Source organism: Tetragenococcus solitarius NBRC 100494 (assembly GCF_001544195.1).
Taxonomy (GTDB): Bacteria; Bacillota; Bacilli; order Lactobacillales; family Enterococcaceae; genus Tetragenococcus; species Tetragenococcus solitarius.
Window position 1 is genome coordinate 1 of record NZ_BCPY01000040.1, and the last position, 21,974, is coordinate 21,974.

Here is a 21,974-nt window from a genome sequence, read left to right on the forward strand (position 1 = left end):
CCATGGATCATCTTTCTTTTTTTACATCTTTTTCTGTTTCTTTTATGATATAGATGGGTCGTTTTTTTGTTTCCAAGAAAATTTTACCAATATATTTTCCAATGATACCTAAAAACAACAACTGTAAGCCACCCATCAGCAAAACTATAGAAGCTAGTGATGGCCAACCAGTTGTCGGATCTCCAAACAATAGTGCCCGAACAACAATAAAAATTAGCGCAAGAATGGCTGCTACACAAGAAATTCCACCGATAAAAGCTGCTAATGTCAAAGGAGCATCTGAAAAATTGACTATGCCATCAATCGAATATTTGAACAGACTCCAAAATGACCACGAAGTTTTGCCTGCTACTCGTTCACGATTTTCATAAGAAATATATTCAGTATTAAATCCTACCCAGCTAAATATCCCCTTTGAAAAACGATTGTATTCAGTCATAGACAAAATCGCATCAACCATCTGACGTGTCATCAAGCGAAAGTCTCGAGCACCATCAATCATCTCTGTGTCCCCAAATTTATTCACCAATTTATAAAACAAACGGGCAAAGAAACTGCGAATAACCGGTTCTCCAGCTCGATCTTGGCGTCTAGTTCCAACGCAATCAATATCTGAAGATTCAATTCGTTCGATCATTTGCGGTAATAACTCGGGAGGATCTTGTAAATCAGCATCCATAACTGTGATTAGGTCTCCCCTAGAAGCTTGTAAACCGGCATATAAAGCCGACTCCTTACCAAAGTTTTTAGAAAAAGAAATATACCGAACTTGGTTAGGCATCTTATGATGTAATTCTCGTAAAAGTTTTAGCGTACCATCCTGGGAACCATCATTGACAAAAATATATTCAATCGAATGTGAAATCGACGAGGTTATTTTTTCAACTTCTTTTACAAAATAGGGTAGAGATTCTTGCTCATTAAAACATGGAACCACAATGGATAACATACAAAATCCTCCTGCTTTAGATAAATAGTACTTTTTATCTAATTATAACATTTTTTCTAAAGAGGAAATAGATAAAAAATTTCTACCTCCTTACTCTTGGTCTTTTTTGCGTTCAACATCGTAGTCGGACCCTTGCATTAAGTTTTTATCATAATAATCGGAACGCTTTGTCATTTCTTGTTCGAACTTTTTATATCCCATCTTCTCCATCAAAGTTTGTTTATCCGAAAATAAATTCACTCCCAGACCAAGCCTTTCGCCTGGAATTTTTACTCCTAAAGAAGCCAAGGTAGAAGGATACATATCTACCGCACTAAATAAGCGCTGGTTGTCTTTTGCTGATGTTTTATCTGTATTTAAAAAGACATTATAGACACTTCGCTGATAATTTGGATAATTTGCATCAACATCTTCAAAAAAATCTTTATCCATCGTCAAATGGTCCCCTACTAAAACAACTGTAGTGTTATCATAAAAAGGTTGTTTTTTCATCCACTGCAGAAATTCGCCAATTTTTTTATCAGAATCATGAATCACATTGCTATACTGATCATTAAACAAATTAGGCGTTTGGTCGGTTGCATACCCATCTTCAAAATGTGTATCTGCTGTCAACATGGTAAAATTAAAGGGTTCTTTCTTGTCAGCTAGTTCAGTCAATGAATCTTGGGCAAAGTCAAACAATTTATCATCTTCATAACCCCACCATTCATAGTAATCCTCAGGTATTAAGCCTTGATTTTTTGCCCAATAATAGTCGCGGATTCCATAGTTTCCATGCTGATTGAAATAAGCTCTTCGTCCAGCAAACCCGGCTTTAGATCCCATAAGTAGCACTTGGTTATAATTTTCTTTTTCCAGTACTTCGCCTAAACTATACACCCCAGGGAAAAAAGAGTCAGGCTCTTGCATACCATAATTATTAATATCCAATACACCATTACTAGCTCTTAAAGGCGCACCTGAAGTTTGCGCAACCATGGAACTTGCCGTTTGATTAGCACCTGGAATTTGCATCATCCCACCCAGTTTCCCAGACTCAGCATTTGAAAATTGCTTTCCTTCTTTTAAAGCCAAATCAGTTAAGTGAGGAATAAGATTTTTATCTTCAATTCCCCCTACACTTTTGTCAGCATAGCTACTTTCCATCGACTCTAGAAAAATATAAACCAAATTCCTTTTCTTTTCAGGAAATTGTAATTTGACTTTTGCAGGATCTACGTAGTATTGATCATAAATCTTAGTATCTTCAAAGTAATAAGCCTTCATATCCGCATAACCGATTTCTCGGATACCTAAAGATAACCCTGAAGAAAACAATAATACTCCCAGAAAAAGAAAAACAGGCGACAGTACTTTTTTCTTTTTGATCGGCTGATTTTTTCTTAAAATAAACTGATGAGTCGCTAAAAAATAAATGACTAATATACTACTAGCAGTAAAAACAAAAGCGATAAATAAAGGTCTAGCGACAAACTCTCTGATTTTTTCAGGGTCAGTACCTTGTAAAGGCTGGCTCATGATATAAACAATCTGGTCAAAGCGAACATTGCCCATATCATGCATTGTCCAGTAACTACTTGTATAAGCTAAACTACCCGTAAAAATAAAAATCAGCAAAAAAATAAAAGTAAACCACTGGCGCTTATTAAAGTAATTGCTGCGTACAATGTATCCTTTATTTGTGGCAAATAAATACAACTGCAATAAGCTATATATAATAACAGCTGCAAGTATACAAAGTAGTGTATTTTCAGGATAGCTCATTGGTGCATACACTATCGCTGGCCAATTTAATAAAGCACGGTCAAACAAACGCCATAAAACAAACGATAGCGGGATATGACTTATAATTAAAATAAAAAAACTAGGGAATATTTTTTCGTTATTTTTCTTTAAAGAGATATAAGACAGTAAGATTAATAGACATAAAATAAATAACATGAGCAACATCTTTCTTTTACATTTTTTTTTTATTATACCACAAAAATTATTGCTCATTTATTAAAAAAAGACTAAGCGCTTTTTAACACTTAGTCCTGCTTTGCGGCGAACTAACTTTCTGTAAAAATATACTTAGGTTCGTCTAAGCCTTCATCATAATCCACCGTTAAATTGTAACCTTTAAAAAACCAATCATCCGCTTTTTCAGCAAAAAACAAGATTCCTTCAAGCTCTTTTTCAATCAGCGGGTTTTCTGGACGGTCAACAGACATTCCAATAGAAAAGCCGTCATGGGCTTGCGTGCTGCCATAAACTTTTCCAAAGAATTTAATACCCATCCCCGCTTCTAAGTCAATTTCTCTTTTAAACCATTCTAGGGCTTCTGGCGTAATTGTTAATTCCATTTATTACACTTCCTACTCATTTAATTTTTCATCTAATAAATCAACTTCTTCCGCATTACCAATAACTAGCAAGTGGTCATTTTCTCGCACAACTTCTTCTGCTGCAGGAGAAGCGATAACATCTCCATTACGGCGCCGAAGGGCTACTACAGTTAGCCCAAATCGGCGGCGAAAGTCCATTTCCAATAAAGTCTTATTAAAGAATTTTTTATTTCTTACACGAACTTCTGCCAAAGAATATTCATCGGATAACTCAATAGAATCCAAAATATTACTTGAAACCATCTTATGAGCAATACGTACACCCATGTCGCGTTCTGGGTGCACCACTCGATCTGCACCGATTTTTTCTAAAACACGCGCATGATATTCATTATTAGCTTTAGCTAAAATATTTGGCACGCCCATTTCTTTTACCATTAGCGTGACCAAAATGCTCGCTTGAATATCCTCACCAATGGCAACAATGACTTGATCGAAGTTACGAATTCCTAAAGAACGTAACGTTGTCTCATCCTGAGCATTTCCTACAACAACATGAGTGGCAATATCCATATATGCATTCGCACGATCTTCATTGCTATCAATCGCTAATACTTCTTGGTCTGATTCTACCAAAGTTTGGCAAATACTCCCACCAAAACGCCCTAATCCAATAATCGCATAAGTTTGTTTCATGATGTTCTCCTTTAATTGATTAAATTATGCTTAAAAGCATAGATCGCTGCTTGTGTGCGATCTTCAACTTCTAACTTTGATAAGATATTTGACACATGCGTTTTCACTGTTTTTAAAGTGATAAACAACTCGCTTGCAATCTCTTGATTACTTTTTCCTTCTGCAATCAACATTAAAACCTCTTTTTCGCGAATTGTCAATTCTTCATGTAACTGAGCAGCCTCATAGGACTTTTGATGAATTAATTTATCGGATACTTCTGATTCTAACACACGTTCTCCTCGTTGTGTCGCCCGTATGGCCTCAGCAATTTCAGCAGCACTGGAGGTCTTTAATAAATAACCAGCAGCTCCGGCTTGTATGGCAGGATAAACTTTTTCATCATCGATAAAACTGGTAACGATTAAAATTTTAGCCTCTGGCCAGTCCTTTAAGATAAGCTGAGTTGATTCGATACCATCCATTTCGTCCATAACTAAGTCCATCAAAATAACATCTGGACGTAATTGGATTGCTTTTTCGTACCCTTCTTGTCCATCTTCTGCTTCTCCAATAACCTCAATATCATCTTGTACCAACAAATAAGAAGATACTCCCAAACGCACCATCTCATGATCGTCTACTAATAAAACACTTATCATTGCTTCCCAGCCTCCTTGATTAAAGGAATTTTTATTTCGATACTTGTTCCTTGTCCCTTAAAGCTAATCACTTTAACTGTTCCGCCAATCGATGCTATCCGCTCTCGGACATTACGCAAACCATAACTACCGGCTTTTTCTTTTTGATCCGGATTAAAGCCAACACCATCATCAACGACCCGCAGTAAAACATTTTGTTCAATTAAATGTAGATAAACCTCTAATTCGCTAGCTTTAGAATGACGTAGTGTATTTGATAGCAGTTCCTGTACTACGCGAAACAATTGATCTTCAATATGACGAGGAATCTCGACATCTTCAATGTCCCAAGTCATTGAAAGAGTGATTTTACTTTGTAATTCACGCAATAATTGCTCGATTCCTTTTTTCAAACTTTTCTCTTCTAAAGTCACGGGCCGCAAATGCAACAATAAGGCTCGCATTTCTGATTGCGAAGTATTAATAATCGATGAAATCATTTGTAATTGTTTTTGTTGAGAATTGGACATATCGGCTTTTTCCGCCTGTTCTGTAACTGCTGACATCATCATCATCGCAGCAAACAGCTCTTGCGAGACAGAATCGTGCAGCTCTCTTGCTAATCGATGCCGTTCGCTTTCTAATATCTCTTCTTTTGTCTGACCATCGATATACTGCGGACGTGTGCTTAAACTTTGCAGCTGGCTTGATATATCCGTCATTTTTTCTTTAATTTGAAAAATGTCCTGATGCATAGTAGCAAGCTCTTCATTTTCATCGGAAGAAACCACTGAGTGATTTAAAATTGAATCTTCAAAATTGCCACTAGCCAATAAACGCAGCTTCTCTGCTAAAGGCATCATTTCTTTTTTCTGATAATAAGTCAAAGTAATAAGAATAATAAGCCCGCATGCAAGGGCTATTCCGACAACATAAAAGATAATAGGTACGTAAACAATTCTTACTTGAAAAATTTGTAAGAAAGGTTGCTTTTGCCCGGCACCTACCATATAAAACGTCAAGATAATCAGCATCATAAAAAAAGCAAGAAGACTTCCAAACGCGGCCAATCTTCTTCGTGTCTTTCGATCTGTCATACACGAAACACCTCAATATCACCGATTAACGTATTGGTCACTATCTTTAAATGACGTGCACTTTGACTATATTCTTTGCTATAAAGCGTAAGTGACTCGTTTCTTAATTTTGTTTTGTAATCTTCAAAAGAAACGGCCCCCATCAAAGTGGTATGATCTAATTGTATTCCAATTCCTGTAGGAACCAATATACGTGTCCGCCCAATTCCTTTTCTAATGAGAACAACATTATCATTCTTGGGTAAAATGGTGTTTCCTAAATCGATAATTGTATCTCCTGATAATACATTTAAATTAATATCATCCCACTCATAAACATGGTTTCCAATACGTTCATTTCCTAACCATTGTTGCTTTTTCTTCTTCCCATCATGATTTTGGGCTTCTTGTGTTTGTACCATAATCATTTGCTTTTTATTCCAAAAAGCATAATTAGAAAAGTCTATCCCTGAGATTTCAATTCCTTTTAAACCGATAAAAAGAATCGTAAAGACCAACATAAGCCAAACGGCTGGATTATTAAGAAAGCCAAACAAAATAAGGATAATACCCAAAAACAGCTTAAAATTGCCAGTTTTCATTTTCCTTTTTCGACGTAAAGCAAGATAAATAAAGAAAATCCCTGCGCCTATTAAGAAGAGTAAAAGTGGATTTTGTATTGTCTGCCAAATAACAAGTAACAATAATAAACTTTCGATAACGAAAAAAAACCGCCCTGGTTTTCGCACACCATTCACTCCCTATAATACATTATTTCCTTTACTTTACTACAAAGCGGTATCAACCTCATCCGTCTTTCGACTGAAAAAATAGGAATAAACCTGCAAGGTCCATTCCTATTTTCATTCTAGCTATCTTTTACGCTGACAATTTTTACTTCCATATTGCCGTTAGGTATTTCAATGGTTACTTTATCGCCTTCTTTTTTACCAATCAATGCTTGAGCAATCGGCGAATCATTGGAAATCTTGCCAGAAAAAGGATCTGATTCAGCACTACCTACAATTTTGTATTCTTCTTCTTCTTCATCGGGTAATTCTTTAAATACGACTGTCTTTCCGATAGATACCTCATCTTTATCGACTTCATCACTATCGACCACTTGAGCAAAACGTAACATGTTCTCCAAAGTGGTAATACGACCTTCAACAAATGCTTGCTCATCTTTAGCTGACTCATACTCCGAGTTTTCCGAAAGATCCCCAAAGCCGCGGGCAATTTTGATTCTTTCGATAATCTCGCCCCGTTTTACTGTTTTTAATTCTTCTAATTCTTCTTCTAATTGTTTTTTACCCTCCGGTGTCATTGGGTAAACTTTTTCCTCTGCCATAATTAAATTCTCCTTCATAAATTATTTCTTTTACGAATTTTAAAAAAAGAAATAATGGTAATCTTTTCAAGTCCACAAAAGATTACCACTATTTTTTTAAATTGTAAACCTAAAATCGGTTTTATTTTGTAAACGTTTTTTAGTTATCCATATACTTTTCAATCAACTCATTGTGTTCTTCATAAGTTTTAGCGTAATAAACCTTGCCAGTAGACGTGTCAGCTACGAAATAGTAGTAGTCATTGTCTGTCGGGTTCAAAACAGCATCAATCGAATCTTCACTTGGATTATCAAATGGTCCTGGACCATAGCCAATATTTTGATACAAGTTATATGGTGAGTCAACCTCCAAATCTTCATAAGTAACTGTTTCTTTGTGTTCACCTAAAGCATACAGTATAGAAATATCTGATTGTAACGGCATATTGGCTTCTGTACGATTGAAGAAAACTTGAGCGATTTGCTTACGGTCGTCTTCTGTTACCCCTTCTTTTTCGACTAAAGAAGCAATTGTCAATGTTTCTTGCACATTTAAATCAGAATCTTTAATTTCATCATAATAATTTTCCATAACACCATCAGTAGTGGCAACCATTTGTTTTACTAAATCTTTTAGCTTCATATCTGGTTGATAATCATAAGTTGCCGGGAACAGATATCCTTCAAGACGATAACGAACATCTTGAGCTTTGGCTGCATCACTCAGTAACTCTGGATATTCCTCTTTTAGTTCATTGAAGAAATCTTGGTCTTTCATCAGGTCAAGAAAGTCGTCCTTACTAAACTCAGTTTGTTTAGCAAGTTCTGCGGCAATTTGTTCAACATCATATCCTTCAGGAACAGTGATTTTCGCTTGATTAACGCCACTTTCACCCTCTTTTAAGCTACTTGCGATTTCATTAAGTGACATACTTGGAGAAAATACATACTCTCCTGCTTGAAAACCGTCCTGATTATTAAATTTCATATAATAGTTAAAGACCATGCCGCTTTTAATCACATGTTCTTTTTCTAAAATCTCTCCGATCATTTTGTTCGAAGAACCATTAGGAATCGTTACAGAAACGGACTGTTCACTATTTGGTTTCAATGGTTTAATACTAGACTTCACATAGTTATAAGTAGAAAAACCAAAAATTAACCCTACAACGACTAAAGCTAAAATAATGACCAAAACAATCTTATGAACAATCCGGTCTTCTTTTCTTTTACGAATTTTGCGCTTTTTTACATCTTTTGGTTTATTAGTTGTTTTTCCATTTTTACTTTTATTTGAAGTTTGGTTGTCTTTTGATTGATTTTCGTCACTCAAAACAACGCCCCCTAATTTTTCTTGTTTCTAACTCGTCCTATTATACCTGAAAGTATAGCTAAAGAAAATATTTTTTAGCATTTTCTTTCTTTTTATCTACATTAAACTTTAAAAATAAGTTTCCCATTATTGCTGCTTCTCCAATAAATTATCTAATGCAGAATCATGGTAACCAGTAATTTTAAATTTCGTATCTATAGAGATATTATGGTACTTCTTTTGCCGATCACTTTGCACACTCCCATCAGGCGGCGTTAAATCATGACCAATAAACTCATAGGGTAATCTATTTAATTCTACTTCTTTTTGACCTAAAGCGACATCTTGTTTTAGCTGAGCGATACGTTGATTTTCCTCATATTTATTTAACCCATGCATTCCAATAAAAAAGATACTTATGCAAAAAATAAACAGTAAGCTTATTTTTTTTACCAGCTGGCTTTCTAAGTTAATTTTTATATAGCTTATTAACTCAAACAAAGCTAACCCTAAAAAAACGAAGGAAGTTAAAATATTTCTTGGACCGTAAGGGGTAACAATCAAAAAAGGAGCAACCAGCAGTAAGGAGATGGTTATATAACTGAAAAAATGACGTTTGCCAGAAAGTGGAATAGAGGATTTACCAATAGTAATAGCTAATGTTGCTAAAAAGATCAAAATTAAAAGTAATTCAATCACTAACGCAAACATGGATTGCTGTCGCCATGTTATGTTCATTAAATAACGCAAAGCAAAATAACCAGACGGAAAAAAGAAAAATATAAATATTCCTAAGTTTTTATTTTCTATCAATAAATACATCACAATACTAAATAAAACTAAGAGCAAAGCATTTTGTTTAACATATAGTTCCGTCCAATCCGTTAACAATCGAACACTGAAAGTATGAACATCGGCATTTGAAAAACCTCGCATATTCCCTTCTATGTGGTAAGCACTGTTCGAAAACATGATTATAGCCCCGCTAATGGCTCCTAATAACCAACTAAGGTAAGGCAAAATCGATTCTTTGAAAAAAACCGCAATTGCTAATCCAATAATCGCAATTAAAATACTTGAAATAGAGATGTTTTCAATAAATAATTGGGTTAGCATGGACAAAATAAAAATAGCAGTTAGAGAAAGAAAAGTAACTTTATTTTTTTTAACCAAGAAAATAAGCCATAGAAAAAAGAAAGTGGAAGTATTATAATTCGCAAATCCGGCTAGCCAACCATAAGTTTGACTATAAAAACTAACAGGAATAAGTAAAATAAGCAAAAAACAGAAAATATAAGTGATTTTATGATTTGAAATTTTTCTCATTAAAAAAACAATTCCGGTATTAATTATTGAATAGATAAATAAACGCGCAAATAGACTACGCGTTATAATTATTTCAATAATATTACCGAAATAACGACCATTATAAGCTTCAAAATGATTGGCAAGACGAGCTTGACCAATCTCTTTTCCCCAAGCCCAGTCATCTCCAGAAGGAATTAATAACCAGGCAATTAAAAAATAAAAAGTAAATATGCCAAATAATATTAAAAAGTTTCTTTTCTCTTTTTGTTCTCTTTTTTCGCGCCCTTTTCTTTTTTTTACTGCCCTACTCTTTGTACCCCCATTATTTTCCATTAATAACTTCCCCTTAGGGCAACTTACTAGCTTTGAAATAAACTAGTAAATGCTATTTACTTATTGCTAAAGTTTTATATAAATAGACATATCATACTTTATTTTTGACCAAAAGCAAGAAAACTTCGTATGACTTTTATAATGAACAAAACAATCAATAACCCTATCACAGTAAACTTAATAATCCATAATACTGACATATTTACTAGTGGTTTATAGCCGATGACAAATTTATTTGTGCCGATTTTTGATTGAACAACAGGCGCGCCCAAGGCTGTTTTTTTGACTTGCCCTGTGCTGTAGTTATTCCCATTAAAGGCGATCTTACTTCGTTCATAAGCAATAACAGGCAAAATATCTTCTCGATTTTCCTTACTTTTCCATGCCAAGACCAATTGATTTTTGTTATCAATCGTTTTTGACACATCAAGTTTATTATGAATGATTTGTTCATCATACATTTTATAGCCGCCTTGTTCTTCTAACTCTTCTTGAGTAGTGTTATTTAATAAAGGTAAATAATCAGGAGTAGGTTTTTTAATTACTTTAAAAGCATCTTCGTATTTTCCATCAGTAAATCCCTTACGCAATGCATCTGCATCTTTTGCAGTCACCCATGGCGCATTGTTTCCTGCAGAAGTAGGTGTATCACTTTCCCAAACTTCAGCACTACGCAATATTTCTAAATTCACGTTTGCAATCATCAAAAATGTAACTATACATAAAAAAGAAGCAATAATTTTTTTCTTATCTTGATTTAAACGCTTCGTTATTTTTTCTAAGCTATAAGCAAAACCAATCAATAGAAAAACAAAGGCAACTAGAACAAATCTTCTTGGAAATTGAATTATACGAACCAAATCCGTATAACGAGCAATATCTTCCCAAGGAACAAAATTAGTTGATAGAACTAAGAAAAACGAACCTACGCTAGTAAGTAATTTTTCTAAATTAGAAGCATCTTTCCAATTAAAAAACAAATAAAAAATCTGAAACAACATGATACAAGAGAAAATCATTCCTAAGCTTGAATAATTATTATCTCCTATATCAAAGTAGGTAGTGTATGACAAGACATCCTCAAAAAACTTAGGATAGACAAGTTGGTTGGTTAAAGAAACTTCAATAAAGCCAACTAAAGTATTAATATTGAGCAAAACTGTTAATAAAACAGCAAGAAGAAAGTCTTTCAGCATTTTTCCTTTATGCTCGGCGTGAAAAAAACCAACAATATAAAAGGGAATACTAGAAAGGATAGCAAGAAGCAAAGTTAAATTATGCAAAAAACCAACGCTTGTTACAGCAAGTGCTAGTTCAATTGGTTTTATTGGTTTCTTTTGATTTTTAATGACTCTAACAGCTGGAATATAAACAAAAGGAATAAAAGCTGCTCCCCAACTTGTCATATTTTGTGATAGAGCATAATGAGAAACCATCGAGCTACTCATATAAAGTAGCGCAATGAAAATAGAAAAATTATAGTTCACTACAGCTTTTCTGGCTAAAGAAAACATCGACAGTCCTGCAATAAAAAAACAAAGAAATGAGGTTAATAATTGATAACGAAACCAGTTTTTGGTTATAAACATTAACAATCCTTGTAAATAAGCGAAATCAGGACCATACAAGGCATTAACAATTCTACCAGACTGATCAAAGCCAAAAAGAGATTGAAAGTAATTGAAATGCCCAGTTTTTATTTGCATATAAGCATCATAAAAACGATTAAAATGAAACATCATGTCATTTCCCAGGATGATGCCATGTTTATAAAGTTGTGGCGAGACCATTAAAAAGGCCACCAAAGCCAATACAAGTAAGGCAACAAATATTTGTTTTTTTGATAAATTACTCTCTTTCTTTCCATCCATTTTTATTTGTCCCGAAGCTTCCACTGCTATTCTCCTTTTTACCCATTTTTAGAAAAACTATAAAGTTTTTTTAATATCTTTTAAATTATCTTTTAAAAAACTTTTTATAGACTTTTTCTGCACGATTAGGTCCATCCAAAGGCGCAAACCGTTTTTGAAAGGCTTGATATTTCTGGCCATATTTTTTCCAGTATTGCTCATTTTTAGCAATCACGCGAAATAGATTAGACGTATTCTTCACAATTGGACCAGGTGCTTCTTTTTCCAGGTTGAAATAAAAACCGCGCATTTTATTATACTCGTCCAAATCATAACAATAAAAATAAATCGGCTTATTTGTATTTACATAATCAAACATCACAGAAGAATAATCCGTCACTAACATGTCAGAAGCAATCATTAATTCTTGAACGTTGGGGTAATTTGAAACATTGATGATATTATGCCGAAATTCTTCGGGTATTTTCAACTTACTAGCGACAACCACATGTTCTCGAATTAATAGTACATAATTTTCACCTAAACGACGTTCAAAAATACGAAAATTGATCTTATTTTTTCTTACAAATTTCTTCCCTTTTTTTTCATTATCACGAAAAGTGGGTGTATAAAGAATGACACTTTTCCCATCAGGAATATTTAACTTGTGTCGTATATCTTCTCTTCTTTCATCCAAATCATCTGTATAAAAAACGTCATTTCGCGGATACCCTAATTCTAATACCGGTCCATTATATTGAAAAGCGGAACGAAATACTTTTGTTGCATAAGGAGAAGGAGATACTAACGCACTCCACTGATTTTTTGCATGGGTTACACGAGCTAGATAACCTTCATCTCTTCCTTCAATCTGTTCTTGGTCATGCTGCATTTTCTTTAAAGGAGTGCCATGCCAGGTCTGCAAGTAACGAGTCTTCTTAGGTTTTGTCAAATAGGTTGGAAAGTTTTGATTATTGACCCAGTATTTACTAGTAGCTAAATATTTATAGTAATCTGGAGAGAGCCGTTTTACAATTTTTGTCCCAGGATTTACTTTTAATGGCGCATTATTATTCATAATCCAAATATAGTCAAAATCCTCTTGATTTTCTACCATTTTTTCATAAATCATACGGGGACTATCCTCATATCTTTTGCCAACTCCACTTTCAAATATGATCTGCCTATCATTTATTTTACCGAAGTGACGTAAAAATGTATAAAAAAGTTTCATGGTTGGAAAATAATAACGGGAGCGTCTAAAACGGGAAAAAATTTTTAAAGCTAATGGATCATCTCTAAGAAATTTTTTTATTTTATTTTGTTTTGATATACTTTGAATCGCTGCAAATATCCGATCATTTGAATGGCGGTCTCGATACTTGATAAATCGATCCGCTTTTTTTATATACTCATCTTCCATTTTAAAATTATTTTCAGCGATTTTGTATAAATCATGAATAACGCTATCTTCATCAAAAGCAATATCGCCAGGCAATTCGTTATCGAGATCTAAATGAGATGGATTCTTCCCTAAAAACCGCCTACGATCAAATTGGTAATAAACAATCGGCTTATGCAAAAAACTAAAATCAAAAGCAACACTTGAATAATCTGTTAACATGACCATACTTTCTTTAATCAGATCCTGAACGTCACGTTCCCCTTGTTTAATCACTGTCACAGGCGCATTCTCAAAGTATTTAATATAATCTTGCATATTGGGATGCAAGCAGAAAATTAATTCTAAATCATAGCTTTCAGAAAATTCCTTTAGCCGAGGATCAAAGAGTAACTCCTCAAGACGTTTGAAATAATCACTTTTCTCAAAGATTTGATTATTGGTAATCCAGTCACGCCAAGTAGGGATAATTAACGCTTGTCTTTTTAAAGGAAGGTCGTCTTTAAATAAAGTTTCAAAACGGGATAACCCTGTAGCTACGACTTCATCTTCTCGATAACCCATATCTACAATAGCAATTCTACGTTCTTTTTCAGAACTAGTAATAAATAAGTCTGTATAGAATTCATTCACCCATTTTGCATAGATAGGCGTAATATTTTTAGTACCGAATACCCCATGCTGTAGGAAAACTTTTTTAGCTGAGATATTCTTAATATATTCTTTACTACGAATGGGGTATAACGAATCTGGGTGATGTGTGCCACAGATATAATCCGCTTGAATAACCTTTTCAAAGTGTTCTTTAGAACCAAAATCAATCACATTGCCAAAAGGTTCCACATGTTTACGCTCTGGCGAATCCTTTTGAATCACATAATAAGCATCAATTTCTGGATGCATCGTACGTAAATACTTGAAAAAATGATAGCCATTATCTTGTGCTTTATAAGAACGCTCTCCGACAATCCAAACAGAGAGTCCTTTAGCTGCTTTTTTAACACCTTTCCAATTCTTTTTATGCTGACGAAAATAATCATACGCGTCTTTTTTATATTGATTGTAAGTTAATGATAAGTTAATCCCTTTAAGGGTAAAATAAGGAACCGCTGAAAGCCAGCGATTCGCTTCTTTAGAAAAAACAGCCATTTCGCCTTTCATGAAATAGTTGGTAAGAAACCTTGGATTTCCCACTCGAAATCTTACAATTTGGTCTGTTCCCTTTAATGTTAAAACAAAGAAAAAATCAATGCTTAACTCTTCCTTTTTAGTAAGCTGTTCTAAATATGTTTTTATTTCATCGATAGATAGCTGCCAACTAAAGTGGTGCCTACGAGCAAAAGCATTTTCTTTTTGATCTTTGTTTTGAAAGATTGATACAGGAAAACTAATTGACTGATCTCCTCCTCTTTCGATTAATTGAATCTCCCCCGATTCAATATCAAAAAAACGCGTCGTCAAATTTCCCTGCAAGGATAATTTCTCTTCCGTCACTTTCATTTTAGAGATCGTTTTCCGACGATAATAATGAGCATCCGCAAGTTCTTTGTTGATTAAAAGAGCCAAAGCTCCTTTTTTAGTAATGTAAGGAACGAAAACTAAGCCGCTTTGTTTATCAAACACATGATTTAAATTAGACAATGACCATTTTTTCTTATTTAGTTTAACTATTTGGTCTATGCGTTTACTTGTATCTGTATCTTCATTATACTCTAGATAATTAGCTGTGAGAATAAACTTATAACCTTTCTTCTCTTCGCCTTCTTGCTCATTTTCCTCCTCATCATCCATAACATCCCCATTTTCATCATAAATAAAGACTGCATTTTCTTTTTCCTGCAAAAATTTAGCAAATTCGAATAAAGAACAAGAAAATTGATAAAAATTGTAATTGTCATATTCTTCATATTTCATAAGCTGAAACTCAAATTGACTCTCATCGCGCTTTAAAGCGATGATATATTCATAAGCTGCTTTGTTACTTGTAAATTCGATAATTAATTCATTATCTTCTACAAAATATTTTAAGTTATTCATGGCTATGTTCCTTCCAATAACAAATAATTTTAAGTTAGCGACTCTCTTTAACCTAGTTCGTTATATAATCATTGGCTCTAATTTCGTAATTCTATTTATAAAAGTTTTAATCTCGGTCACACTCACAAAATTAGGCTTTTTGCTGATAATATCTTGCCATTGTTTTAAATTATTTGTTCCGCTAAACATAAATAGTGAAGGGTCATCCTCATAAAAACGATGTTGTTTTGTCTTTTCTTCAGTAAAGAAATGGGAAGATTGCCTATCCCAGAAAACATTTTCTTTGGTTTGTTTAAGCGGGTTACCTACATTAATACTATTGGATTTTACCCTCTTAGCAACGATCGACCCCAGTCCCAAAACTGCTCCTGAACCAATGCATGAGCCTTTTAAAATAGAAACATCTTGTCCCACCCATACATGATCTCCTATAAGTATGCTTTTACTTTCATTAATCCGTTCTTGCTGCTCGTCATATATCATATGAACATCAGAATTGCGAATCCAGCATCCAGAAGAAAACATCACATCTTTGCCGATCATAATATCTTTTGCTTCAGAAGCAATGACAAATAATGATTTATTGAAGGAACAACCCTCATCAAAAAAAAGAAAAGAAGATTATATAATGTAGCTTTTAAATCAATTTTGTTATTCCTTGTTTTTTTGATATATAATACGGAATTATTGCCATGAAAGGTTACCGTAGTATTGGTCAATTGTGCATCTTTATCGAGAAAAACGTAATTATTCTCGCCTTTAAAAATAATCTTCGAGTTTTTAAATTGAATATTATTGACTTTTTCAGACACAATAAAATTGTTTTTTAAGTTTTCCTTTTCATTGAATGATGTTATCGTACCCATTTTGCACCTCACATAATCCTACTCATTTAGAAAGTTATTCTCCATCAAGAACCATCATAAACTTACATAAAAAACGATGTAAAAAGAGACAAAGGATACTTTTTAAATTACTAAACAAATTGTAACAGAGAAAATTTTGTTATTTTAAGCTTCAATTTATTTTAATCAAATATTAATTGAGCTTAAATATTTTATAACAAAAATTCACAAAAGTTTAAAAAAAGAAATACTAAAAACTCCGCTGACCATTCGTTTAAGTTTAATATAGTATAACATTTTATAAAAAATATTGTTATTATAAAGAGCTGTATAGGTATTTTAAATTAAAATAAAAGACTAGCACTTATTAATTCTCAGCGTTATTTTATTAAAAAACAACCTAGCTACGTCATCATCTGTACTGATAATGTAGCTAGGTTGTTTGGCTCTATAATATTAGATCGTTTGAGTCCCAATGATATCTATAAAATAGAAATTTTCTTTGTTTTTAATTCCTAATGAAAATTTAGGGTCCAATTCTTTTAATTCATAGTAAATAGTTTTTTCTATTGTTAAACAGCCCTTTAAGATTTCAAAATTTTCTTTTGAATTTTCTACGACTTGAAGTTCAAAATACCGATTACCAATTTGCTCTAAATTGTAATAATTAGATATATAAAGATAATATTTTTCATTTGGCAAACCTACTGTTAGTGTATTCTGAATAGTAAAACATAATTCAATGTCATTTTCATCTTCATTTTTATAGATATCTTTTATTTCTGAAAGTAGTACTACCTGCCTTAAGCTTTTATAATCTAAATTAAAAGGACGGTTCTCAACATCATTTATCATTTGTAACCATCTTTTTTTTATTATAGCTTCATTAAACATGGTAGCTTTTTCTTTAGCTGCTATTCCTATACTTTTTAAATCATTTTTACCATTATATATTTCTATGATTTGATTAGCTAATTCATTTATATTTCCATTTTCAACAATATAACCATTAATACCGTCATCTATTAATTCTTTCGGTCCATAGTTAAAATCATAAGCTATAACCGGTGTCTGATTAGTCATACTTTCTAAAATGGTCATTCCAAAACCCTCATATTCTGAAGTAATAACTGACAAACCAGCTGAATAAAATACTTCATGAGGATAATTAGTATATCCTTTTATAAAAACTACTTCTTGTAGTTGATTCTCTTCAATAAATTTTTTGTATTTTTCTTCTTCTTCGCCTGATCCCCAAATTTCTAACTTTATATTGGGAACTTTTTCAACAACTATTTTAAAAGCTTTTAAAATATCCATGATGCGCTTTATCTTTACGAATCTAGATATTACAACTATTTTATATATATCTTTTTCTTCATGATAACTTTTCTTCTGTTCAACCTTAACATGAGGTATATGATATAAATTAGGCTGCAATCCAAACTGATTCCTAACATGTTTTAACTGCTGTTCGGTAAGTAAGACTACTGCAGAATAATTAGAAGTGTCTTTCAATAAATCCCCATTAAACCGATTAATTTTAGCACCAAAATTATAAGGTGCTTTCAAATGACTACTATGGATTACAGCGATAGAATTAATTTTTTTGCTAGAATAGCTGTTATTTGTTACAACCTCATCTAACTTTCTATCTTCAACAAAGAATATGCTATTTAAATACAACGCATTTAAATTGGCAATCCAATACTTAGCCATTTCTAGTTCATTTAAAAATACTTTACAAGGCTTTTCATCTTTATCATAAACAATACATTGTTTTGTATTGAAGTTTTCTCTATCATAATCAATACAAAGATACGCTCTTTGCTTATTTGTATAATAAATTTTTCTAAGAGGTTTCTTAGTTAACATATTTAAATATGTTATCAATTTAAGTTTTCCATAGTAATCATAAGTTTCTCTTTTTATTTTTCTTTTTTTATCATCAAAAAAATCTTTATATATACAAGTGCCATATTTATCTAATTGTATATAACAGAACTGTACTCCCTTATTATAAACTTTATAGGCGTTTTTTTTTGCAATAAATTCGTAAATAAATTGGGAGTCCTTATTAAAAAAAGCTGGTTGTTCTTCCCTGTTATTATAAAGTTCTTCTCCCGCAAAGAATTCAAACATATTTAAGAAAGTTATTGATGAAGGTATACCCCTTTTTTCTTTAACTACATGATATATTTCACCATAATCTCTTTTAAAATTAAAAGTCAAAATAAATGAATTTGCAGAGACATCTGATAACATTTTAGCTCTTGTAAATGTCGCTTGCGTTCTACCTCCAGAATCTTCACTAAATGAGTTCGCCAAATAAAATAAATTACGATTATTTTTCATTACTAAGCTCCTTAATATTTTTAATTCAAAACTTTGTTTTTCCAGTCAAGTAATTTTCTTCTTAGTCTATAAGGGATAAAATGACTAAATTTAAATTTTGGTATTTTTAATGAATCACTGACCAGCCAATCTCTATTTTCTTCAATAGCTTTATAAATACGTTCGGAGTTATGGTGATCCATAAAAGTAAAATATTTGTTTCTCATTTCTGCATATTGTTCTTTTTCTTCAAATCCATTATAGATATACTCCTCAATAATATTAACCAGTTGATCCGTCTCATAGGCTACATCGCCAAATAAATCTGTGTCAAAGTTCATATAGGAACCTTCATATTCTAAGTATTTATTTTTATCAAAATGGAAAAAAACGCAAGGCTTTTGTAGGTAAAACATTTCCCATATAACGCTAGAATAATCAGATATCATTAGTGAACTCTTCATTATCATTTCGTCCAGCGGTGTTTCAAGAAAGCCAAATTTTTCAATATTTGGAGAATTACTATCAAATAAATCAATGTAATCACGAAACTTAGGATGCAAGAAAAATTTCACTTTCACATTATACTTCTCTAATAAATAGTGAAGTTTTTTTGAAGAAAGAAGTTTATTATACTTTTCAAAATATTCACTTTCTACAAATTTTTCTCTTTCCATACCATCCATCCACGTTCGCCAGGTAGGCATTATAAAAATTTGTTTATACGGAATCTGATCAGTTTTATCAACTAAGCCATCCCACCTTGCTAAACCAGTAGCAACAACTTCTGATTCATCATAGCCCCAATCTTCAATAATCATTTGTTTTTCAAAGTTAGAAGGAGCAATAACAAGATCAAAAACTCCTCTATTCTTATGGAAATCGGGAACCCTCTTTAAGCCGTTGACACCATGTTGTAAGTAAACTATTTTTTTATTTGTTAATGCTCTTGCAAGCTTACTTTTTTTCAATTTTAAGTTATAGCTGTTTCTTTTGGTATCTGAAGAAATTAGCAACTTTGCAGCAAACATATAGACAAAATATTTAAAGGTCATAAAATAAATAACCTTATCTTTTTTGTCAGTAAGATTTTTTAATTCAGGAGAATCTTTTTGAATAATATAATAAAATTCATCATGTTTATTATTTTTATAGACATAGTCAAAGAAATAATAGCCACTATCATGGGCAGAAACAGCCAATTTTTCAAATGCAAGCCATATTTCTCTTTTAGCAAAACGTTTGTAAAAAAGTTGTACATATAAGTAGGCTAAGTTTTCTTTTAACAAATAATACCGATTTTCATAAAATTCTTTTTCTCTGTAAGTAAATGAGAGGTAATTTGATAGTGTTATATACGGATATACAATATCTTTATCATTAATATTGTATTGATACTTAGAAATTGTTTGATTAACATCCCAAGCAATCTTTTGAGCTACAGAACTTATTTTGACAGAATATCTCTTCTCCTCGTTGATAACTGAAATGTAAATATCCCAATATAAAGGCATTAACCTTGATATTTTTAAATCTATTGTACTTTCTATTGTGATTTTACCATTAAAACTACCAATGACTTCTATAGGGTACTCTCGGACATTTAGTTCATCTTTGTTCCTTTGGATAAGCTCCAAAGCCTTTATTTCTATATCCCTAATATAAGGGGATATTATATCTACTTTTAAGTTAACTACATTTCTTTTCATTTTAAATCCAACAATTTTGGCTTTTAATTTATATTCTTCTTTTATAAGGTTAGATATATTATTTTTTACTAAGGCCAATTCATTGTTCATAGTTATATATAAGCGTGTATATTGTTTATACGTTGAGTTATTTTCAAAACGTTGTCTAAATGGAGGAAAAAAGCGTGCTGGTTTCTTCAAAATAGTCTCCCCAAAAACCCCTAGTTGGTAACTTATCGTACTTTTAAAGTTATCTAGTAAATACAAATCCCATCTTATGCCATTTTTGTTTTCAAGTTCATTTAATAGAAAACAAAAATTGAAATAGAAGGAACTTGATTTTCTTTCCCCATGTATATAGTAAATTTTATTTTTTTTTCTTTGTTTGATTAGTAAAAAAGGAGTTTTACTATGAATAGGATTCTCCATTACATCGTTTAAAGAAAACTGCAAATAAGTATCTTCTATATTAATATCTTTTATTGAAAGCGGTAAACTTTGCCTTAATTGATTCTTATTAAAGTTATACTTTGTTAAATCCACATAAGTCGAAGCAACTTTTTTTCCATCAACAGTAATATCTGATAAATCTTTAATATAAAAGCCATTGTCTACTTGTATTAATAAATAAGCAATTTGCATGTTATCACTAAGTAAATTATCTACTAAAACTGTTTTTGTTTCTTTAGACCATTGTCCTTTTATAAAAAAATGATCAGTTAAAAGAAAAACATTGATTATAGGAAAAACATTTGTAATGCTGAACAATAATTTGCTATATTCCTGTCCTTTGTAATTAATCTCATTATCTAAAGACCCTAAGTAGTTTTGTCTCTTTCTCATCGACAATTTGTAACTATCTGTTACACTAGGACTTTGTGATATTCGGAAAACGTGCTCATTTTTTAAAATAATAGGTTCTAAGTCAAAAATACCCGTTAGATAGTCAGAAGGAATAATGATTTTATCCTTCTCATAAATTAAGGGCATAATATGTTGAACTAACAGATCTTTTTGTGTGGCAATGACTAGCAAATCAAAGCTATCACTTAATGCTTTTCTTTCCCAACCATTCTTATCTAATGCATCCATATTTTCTATTTGTATTGTTGGAGCATTTTGCAATTGTTTAAATAACTCATTAAAATGAAAAAATTTTACTTGTATGGTATTATTTTCTAATTTAATAACGCCTTGTATTTTCCCAAAAAAAGGAACCAATCTTTCCTTATTCGTTTGAATCTTAATAACTTGATTTTCTTTATCTAGAAACTTCAGGTTAAAAAAAACTCCTATTGGAAAATTTTCATTAAACTCAAGTAGCACTTCTGTTTTATCGTTATCTAATGTATTTTTAACAAACAGTACACTTTTATCATCAACCAACACAGACTCTATTTGATTGGCCATCATTGTTGGCATCATAAATATATTATTTCCATTTTGAAATCGTATTTCAATGTGGTTCATTTTTACCTCCTAATTCAGATCCTCAATCGCATCAAAAATTCTTTTTGAGTTATTATGATCTGTATATTTAAAATACTCACTATGCAATTTTTCATAGTAAGGTTTTAATTGAAAATCATGTTGTGCATATTCATCTACTAAATGAACGAGCTCCTGCTTATTCAAGGCCCGCTCTCCAAATAATTGAGTTTCCATATCAATATAACTACCTTCGTATTGTTCATATTTTTCATAATCAAATTGATAGAACAACACTGGTTTTTTCATAAAGAACATATCCCATGTTACAGAAGAGTAATCACTAATCATTAAGGATGCTTCCATGATTTCTTCATTTACCTTGATATTTTGAAATTCTTTTAAGGTAATACGGTCACTTTTTAAACCAAAATTT

General features: G+C 32.1%; 16 protein-coding genes. All 16 read right to left on the reverse strand.

Annotated elements, in window-relative coordinates; genetic code table 11:
* Positions 1-7: 7 nt before the first annotated feature.
* Positions 8-949, reverse strand: coding sequence for a glycosyltransferase family 2 protein (locus TS1_RS10155; RefSeq protein WP_068710399.1), 942 nt, complete (start codon positions 947-949; stop codon positions 8-10).
* Between the two features lie 90 nt (positions 950-1,039).
* Positions 1,040-2,893 (reverse strand): LTA synthase family protein, encoded by a 1,854-nt coding sequence (locus tag TS1_RS10160; RefSeq protein WP_068710400.1) that lies wholly within the window; start codon positions 2,891-2,893, stop codon positions 1,040-1,042.
* 110 nt (positions 2,894-3,003) lie between these two features.
* The gene (locus TS1_RS10165; protein ID WP_068710401.1) at positions 3,004-3,297 is read right to left on the reverse strand and encodes a HesB/YadR/YfhF family protein; all 294 of its coding nucleotides are present in this window, start codon (positions 3,295-3,297) and stop codon (positions 3,004-3,006) included.
* Positions 3,298-3,309: 12 nt separating this feature from the next.
* Complete coding sequence (locus tag TS1_RS10170; RefSeq protein ID WP_068710402.1) at positions 3,310-3,975, reverse strand: potassium channel family protein; 666 nt, start codon at positions 3,973-3,975, stop codon at positions 3,310-3,312.
* A gap of 11 nt (positions 3,976-3,986) precedes the next feature.
* The gene (locus TS1_RS10175) at positions 3,987-4,616 is read right to left on the reverse strand and encodes a response regulator transcription factor (protein ID WP_068710403.1); all 630 of its coding nucleotides are present in this window, start codon (positions 4,614-4,616) and stop codon (positions 3,987-3,989) included.
* The gene (locus tag TS1_RS10180; protein WP_068710404.1) at positions 4,613-5,692 is read right to left on the reverse strand and encodes a sensor histidine kinase; all 1,080 of its coding nucleotides are present in this window, start codon (positions 5,690-5,692) and stop codon (positions 4,613-4,615) included. The genes TS1_RS10175 and TS1_RS10180 overlap by 4 nt, the downstream gene beginning before the upstream one ends.
* Complete coding sequence (liaF, locus tag TS1_RS10185) at positions 5,689-6,420, reverse strand: cell wall-active antibiotics response protein LiaF (RefSeq protein WP_068710405.1); 732 nt, start codon at positions 6,418-6,420, stop codon at positions 5,689-5,691. The genes TS1_RS10180 and liaF overlap by 4 nt, the downstream gene beginning before the upstream one ends.
* A 119-nt stretch (positions 6,421-6,539) precedes the next feature.
* A complete protein-coding gene (greA, locus tag TS1_RS10190; protein WP_068710406.1) occupies positions 6,540-7,022 on the reverse strand; it encodes a transcription elongation factor GreA in 483 nt (160 codons plus the stop codon).
* A 139-nt stretch (positions 7,023-7,161) separates the two neighbouring features.
* Positions 7,162-8,334, reverse strand: a complete 1,173-nt coding sequence (gene mltG, locus TS1_RS10195) for an endolytic transglycosylase MltG (RefSeq protein WP_068710407.1) — start codon at positions 8,332-8,334, stop codon at positions 7,162-7,164.
* Between the two features lie 126 nt (positions 8,335-8,460).
* Positions 8,461-9,954, reverse strand: a complete 1,494-nt coding sequence (locus TS1_RS10200) for a hypothetical protein (protein ID WP_068710408.1) — start codon at positions 9,952-9,954, stop codon at positions 8,461-8,463.
* 98 nt (positions 9,955-10,052) lie between these two features.
* A complete protein-coding gene (locus tag TS1_RS10205) occupies positions 10,053-11,849 on the reverse strand; it encodes a glycosyltransferase family protein (RefSeq protein ID WP_068710409.1) in 1,797 nt (598 codons plus the stop codon).
* 61 nt (positions 11,850-11,910) lie between these two features.
* Positions 11,911-15,243 carry a CDP-glycerol glycerophosphotransferase family protein gene (locus TS1_RS10210; protein WP_068710410.1) on the reverse strand — a complete coding sequence of 1,111 codons (3,333 nt, stop codon included), beginning with the start codon at positions 15,241-15,243 and terminating at the stop codon, positions 11,911-11,913.
* A gap of 60 nt (positions 15,244-15,303) precedes the next feature.
* Complete coding sequence (locus tag TS1_RS10215) at positions 15,304-15,786, reverse strand: acyltransferase (protein ID WP_068710411.1); 483 nt, start codon at positions 15,784-15,786, stop codon at positions 15,304-15,306.
* Positions 15,787-16,544: 758 nt separating this feature from the next.
* Positions 16,545-18,443 carry a glycosyltransferase gene (locus TS1_RS10225; RefSeq protein WP_068710413.1) on the reverse strand — a complete coding sequence of 633 codons (1,899 nt, stop codon included), beginning with the start codon at positions 18,441-18,443 and terminating at the stop codon, positions 16,545-16,547.
* Positions 18,444-18,463: 20 nt separating this feature from the next.
* The gene (locus TS1_RS10230) at positions 18,464-21,580 is read right to left on the reverse strand and encodes a CDP-glycerol glycerophosphotransferase family protein (RefSeq protein WP_068710414.1); all 3,117 of its coding nucleotides are present in this window, start codon (positions 21,578-21,580) and stop codon (positions 18,464-18,466) included.
* Between the two features lie 9 nt (positions 21,581-21,589).
* Positions 21,590-21,974: CDP-glycerol glycerophosphotransferase family protein (locus tag TS1_RS10235; RefSeq protein ID WP_174519341.1), on the reverse strand; the 385-nt coding region annotated here is incomplete at its 5' end.

What these genes read in the sequence shown, in the direction of transcription:
- TS1_RS10155 (WP_068710399.1), bottom strand. Translation starts at nt 949, where the DNA reads ATGTTATCCATTGTGGTTCCATGTTTTAATGAGCAAGAATCTCTACCC.
- TS1_RS10160 (WP_068710400.1), bottom strand. Translation starts at nt 2,893, where the DNA reads ATGTTATTTATTTTATGTCTATTAATCTTACTGTCTTATATCTCTTTA.
- TS1_RS10165 (WP_068710401.1), bottom strand. Translation starts at nt 3,297, where the DNA reads ATGGAATTAACAATTACGCCAGAAGCCCTAGAATGGTTTAAAAGAGAA.
- TS1_RS10170 (WP_068710402.1), bottom strand. Translation starts at nt 3,975, where the DNA reads ATGAAACAAACTTATGCGATTATTGGATTAGGGCGTTTTGGTGGGAGT.
- TS1_RS10175 (WP_068710403.1), bottom strand. Translation starts at nt 4,616, where the DNA reads ATGATAAGTGTTTTATTAGTAGACGATCATGAGATGGTGCGTTTGGGA.
- TS1_RS10180 (WP_068710404.1), bottom strand. Translation starts at nt 5,692, where the DNA reads ATGACAGATCGAAAGACACGAAGAAGATTGGCCGCGTTTGGAAGTCTT.
- greA (WP_068710406.1), bottom strand. Translation starts at nt 7,022, where the DNA reads ATGGCAGAGGAAAAAGTTTACCCAATGACACCGGAGGGTAAAAAACAA.
- TS1_RS10200 (WP_068710408.1), bottom strand. Translation starts at nt 9,954, where the DNA reads ATGGAAAATAATGGGGGTACAAAGAGTAGGGCAGTAAAAAAAAGAAAA.
- TS1_RS10210 (WP_068710410.1), bottom strand. Translation starts at nt 15,243, where the DNA reads ATGAATAACTTAAAATATTTTGTAGAAGATAATGAATTAATTATCGAA.
- TS1_RS10215 (WP_068710411.1), bottom strand. Translation starts at nt 15,786, where the DNA reads ATGATCGGCAAAGATGTGATGTTTTCTTCTGGATGCTGGATTCGCAAT.
- TS1_RS10225 (WP_068710413.1), bottom strand. Translation starts at nt 18,443, where the DNA reads ATGAAAAATAATCGTAATTTATTTTATTTGGCGAACTCATTTAGTGAA.
- TS1_RS10230 (WP_068710414.1), bottom strand. Translation starts at nt 21,580, where the DNA reads ATGAACCACATTGAAATACGATTTCAAAATGGAAATAATATATTTATG.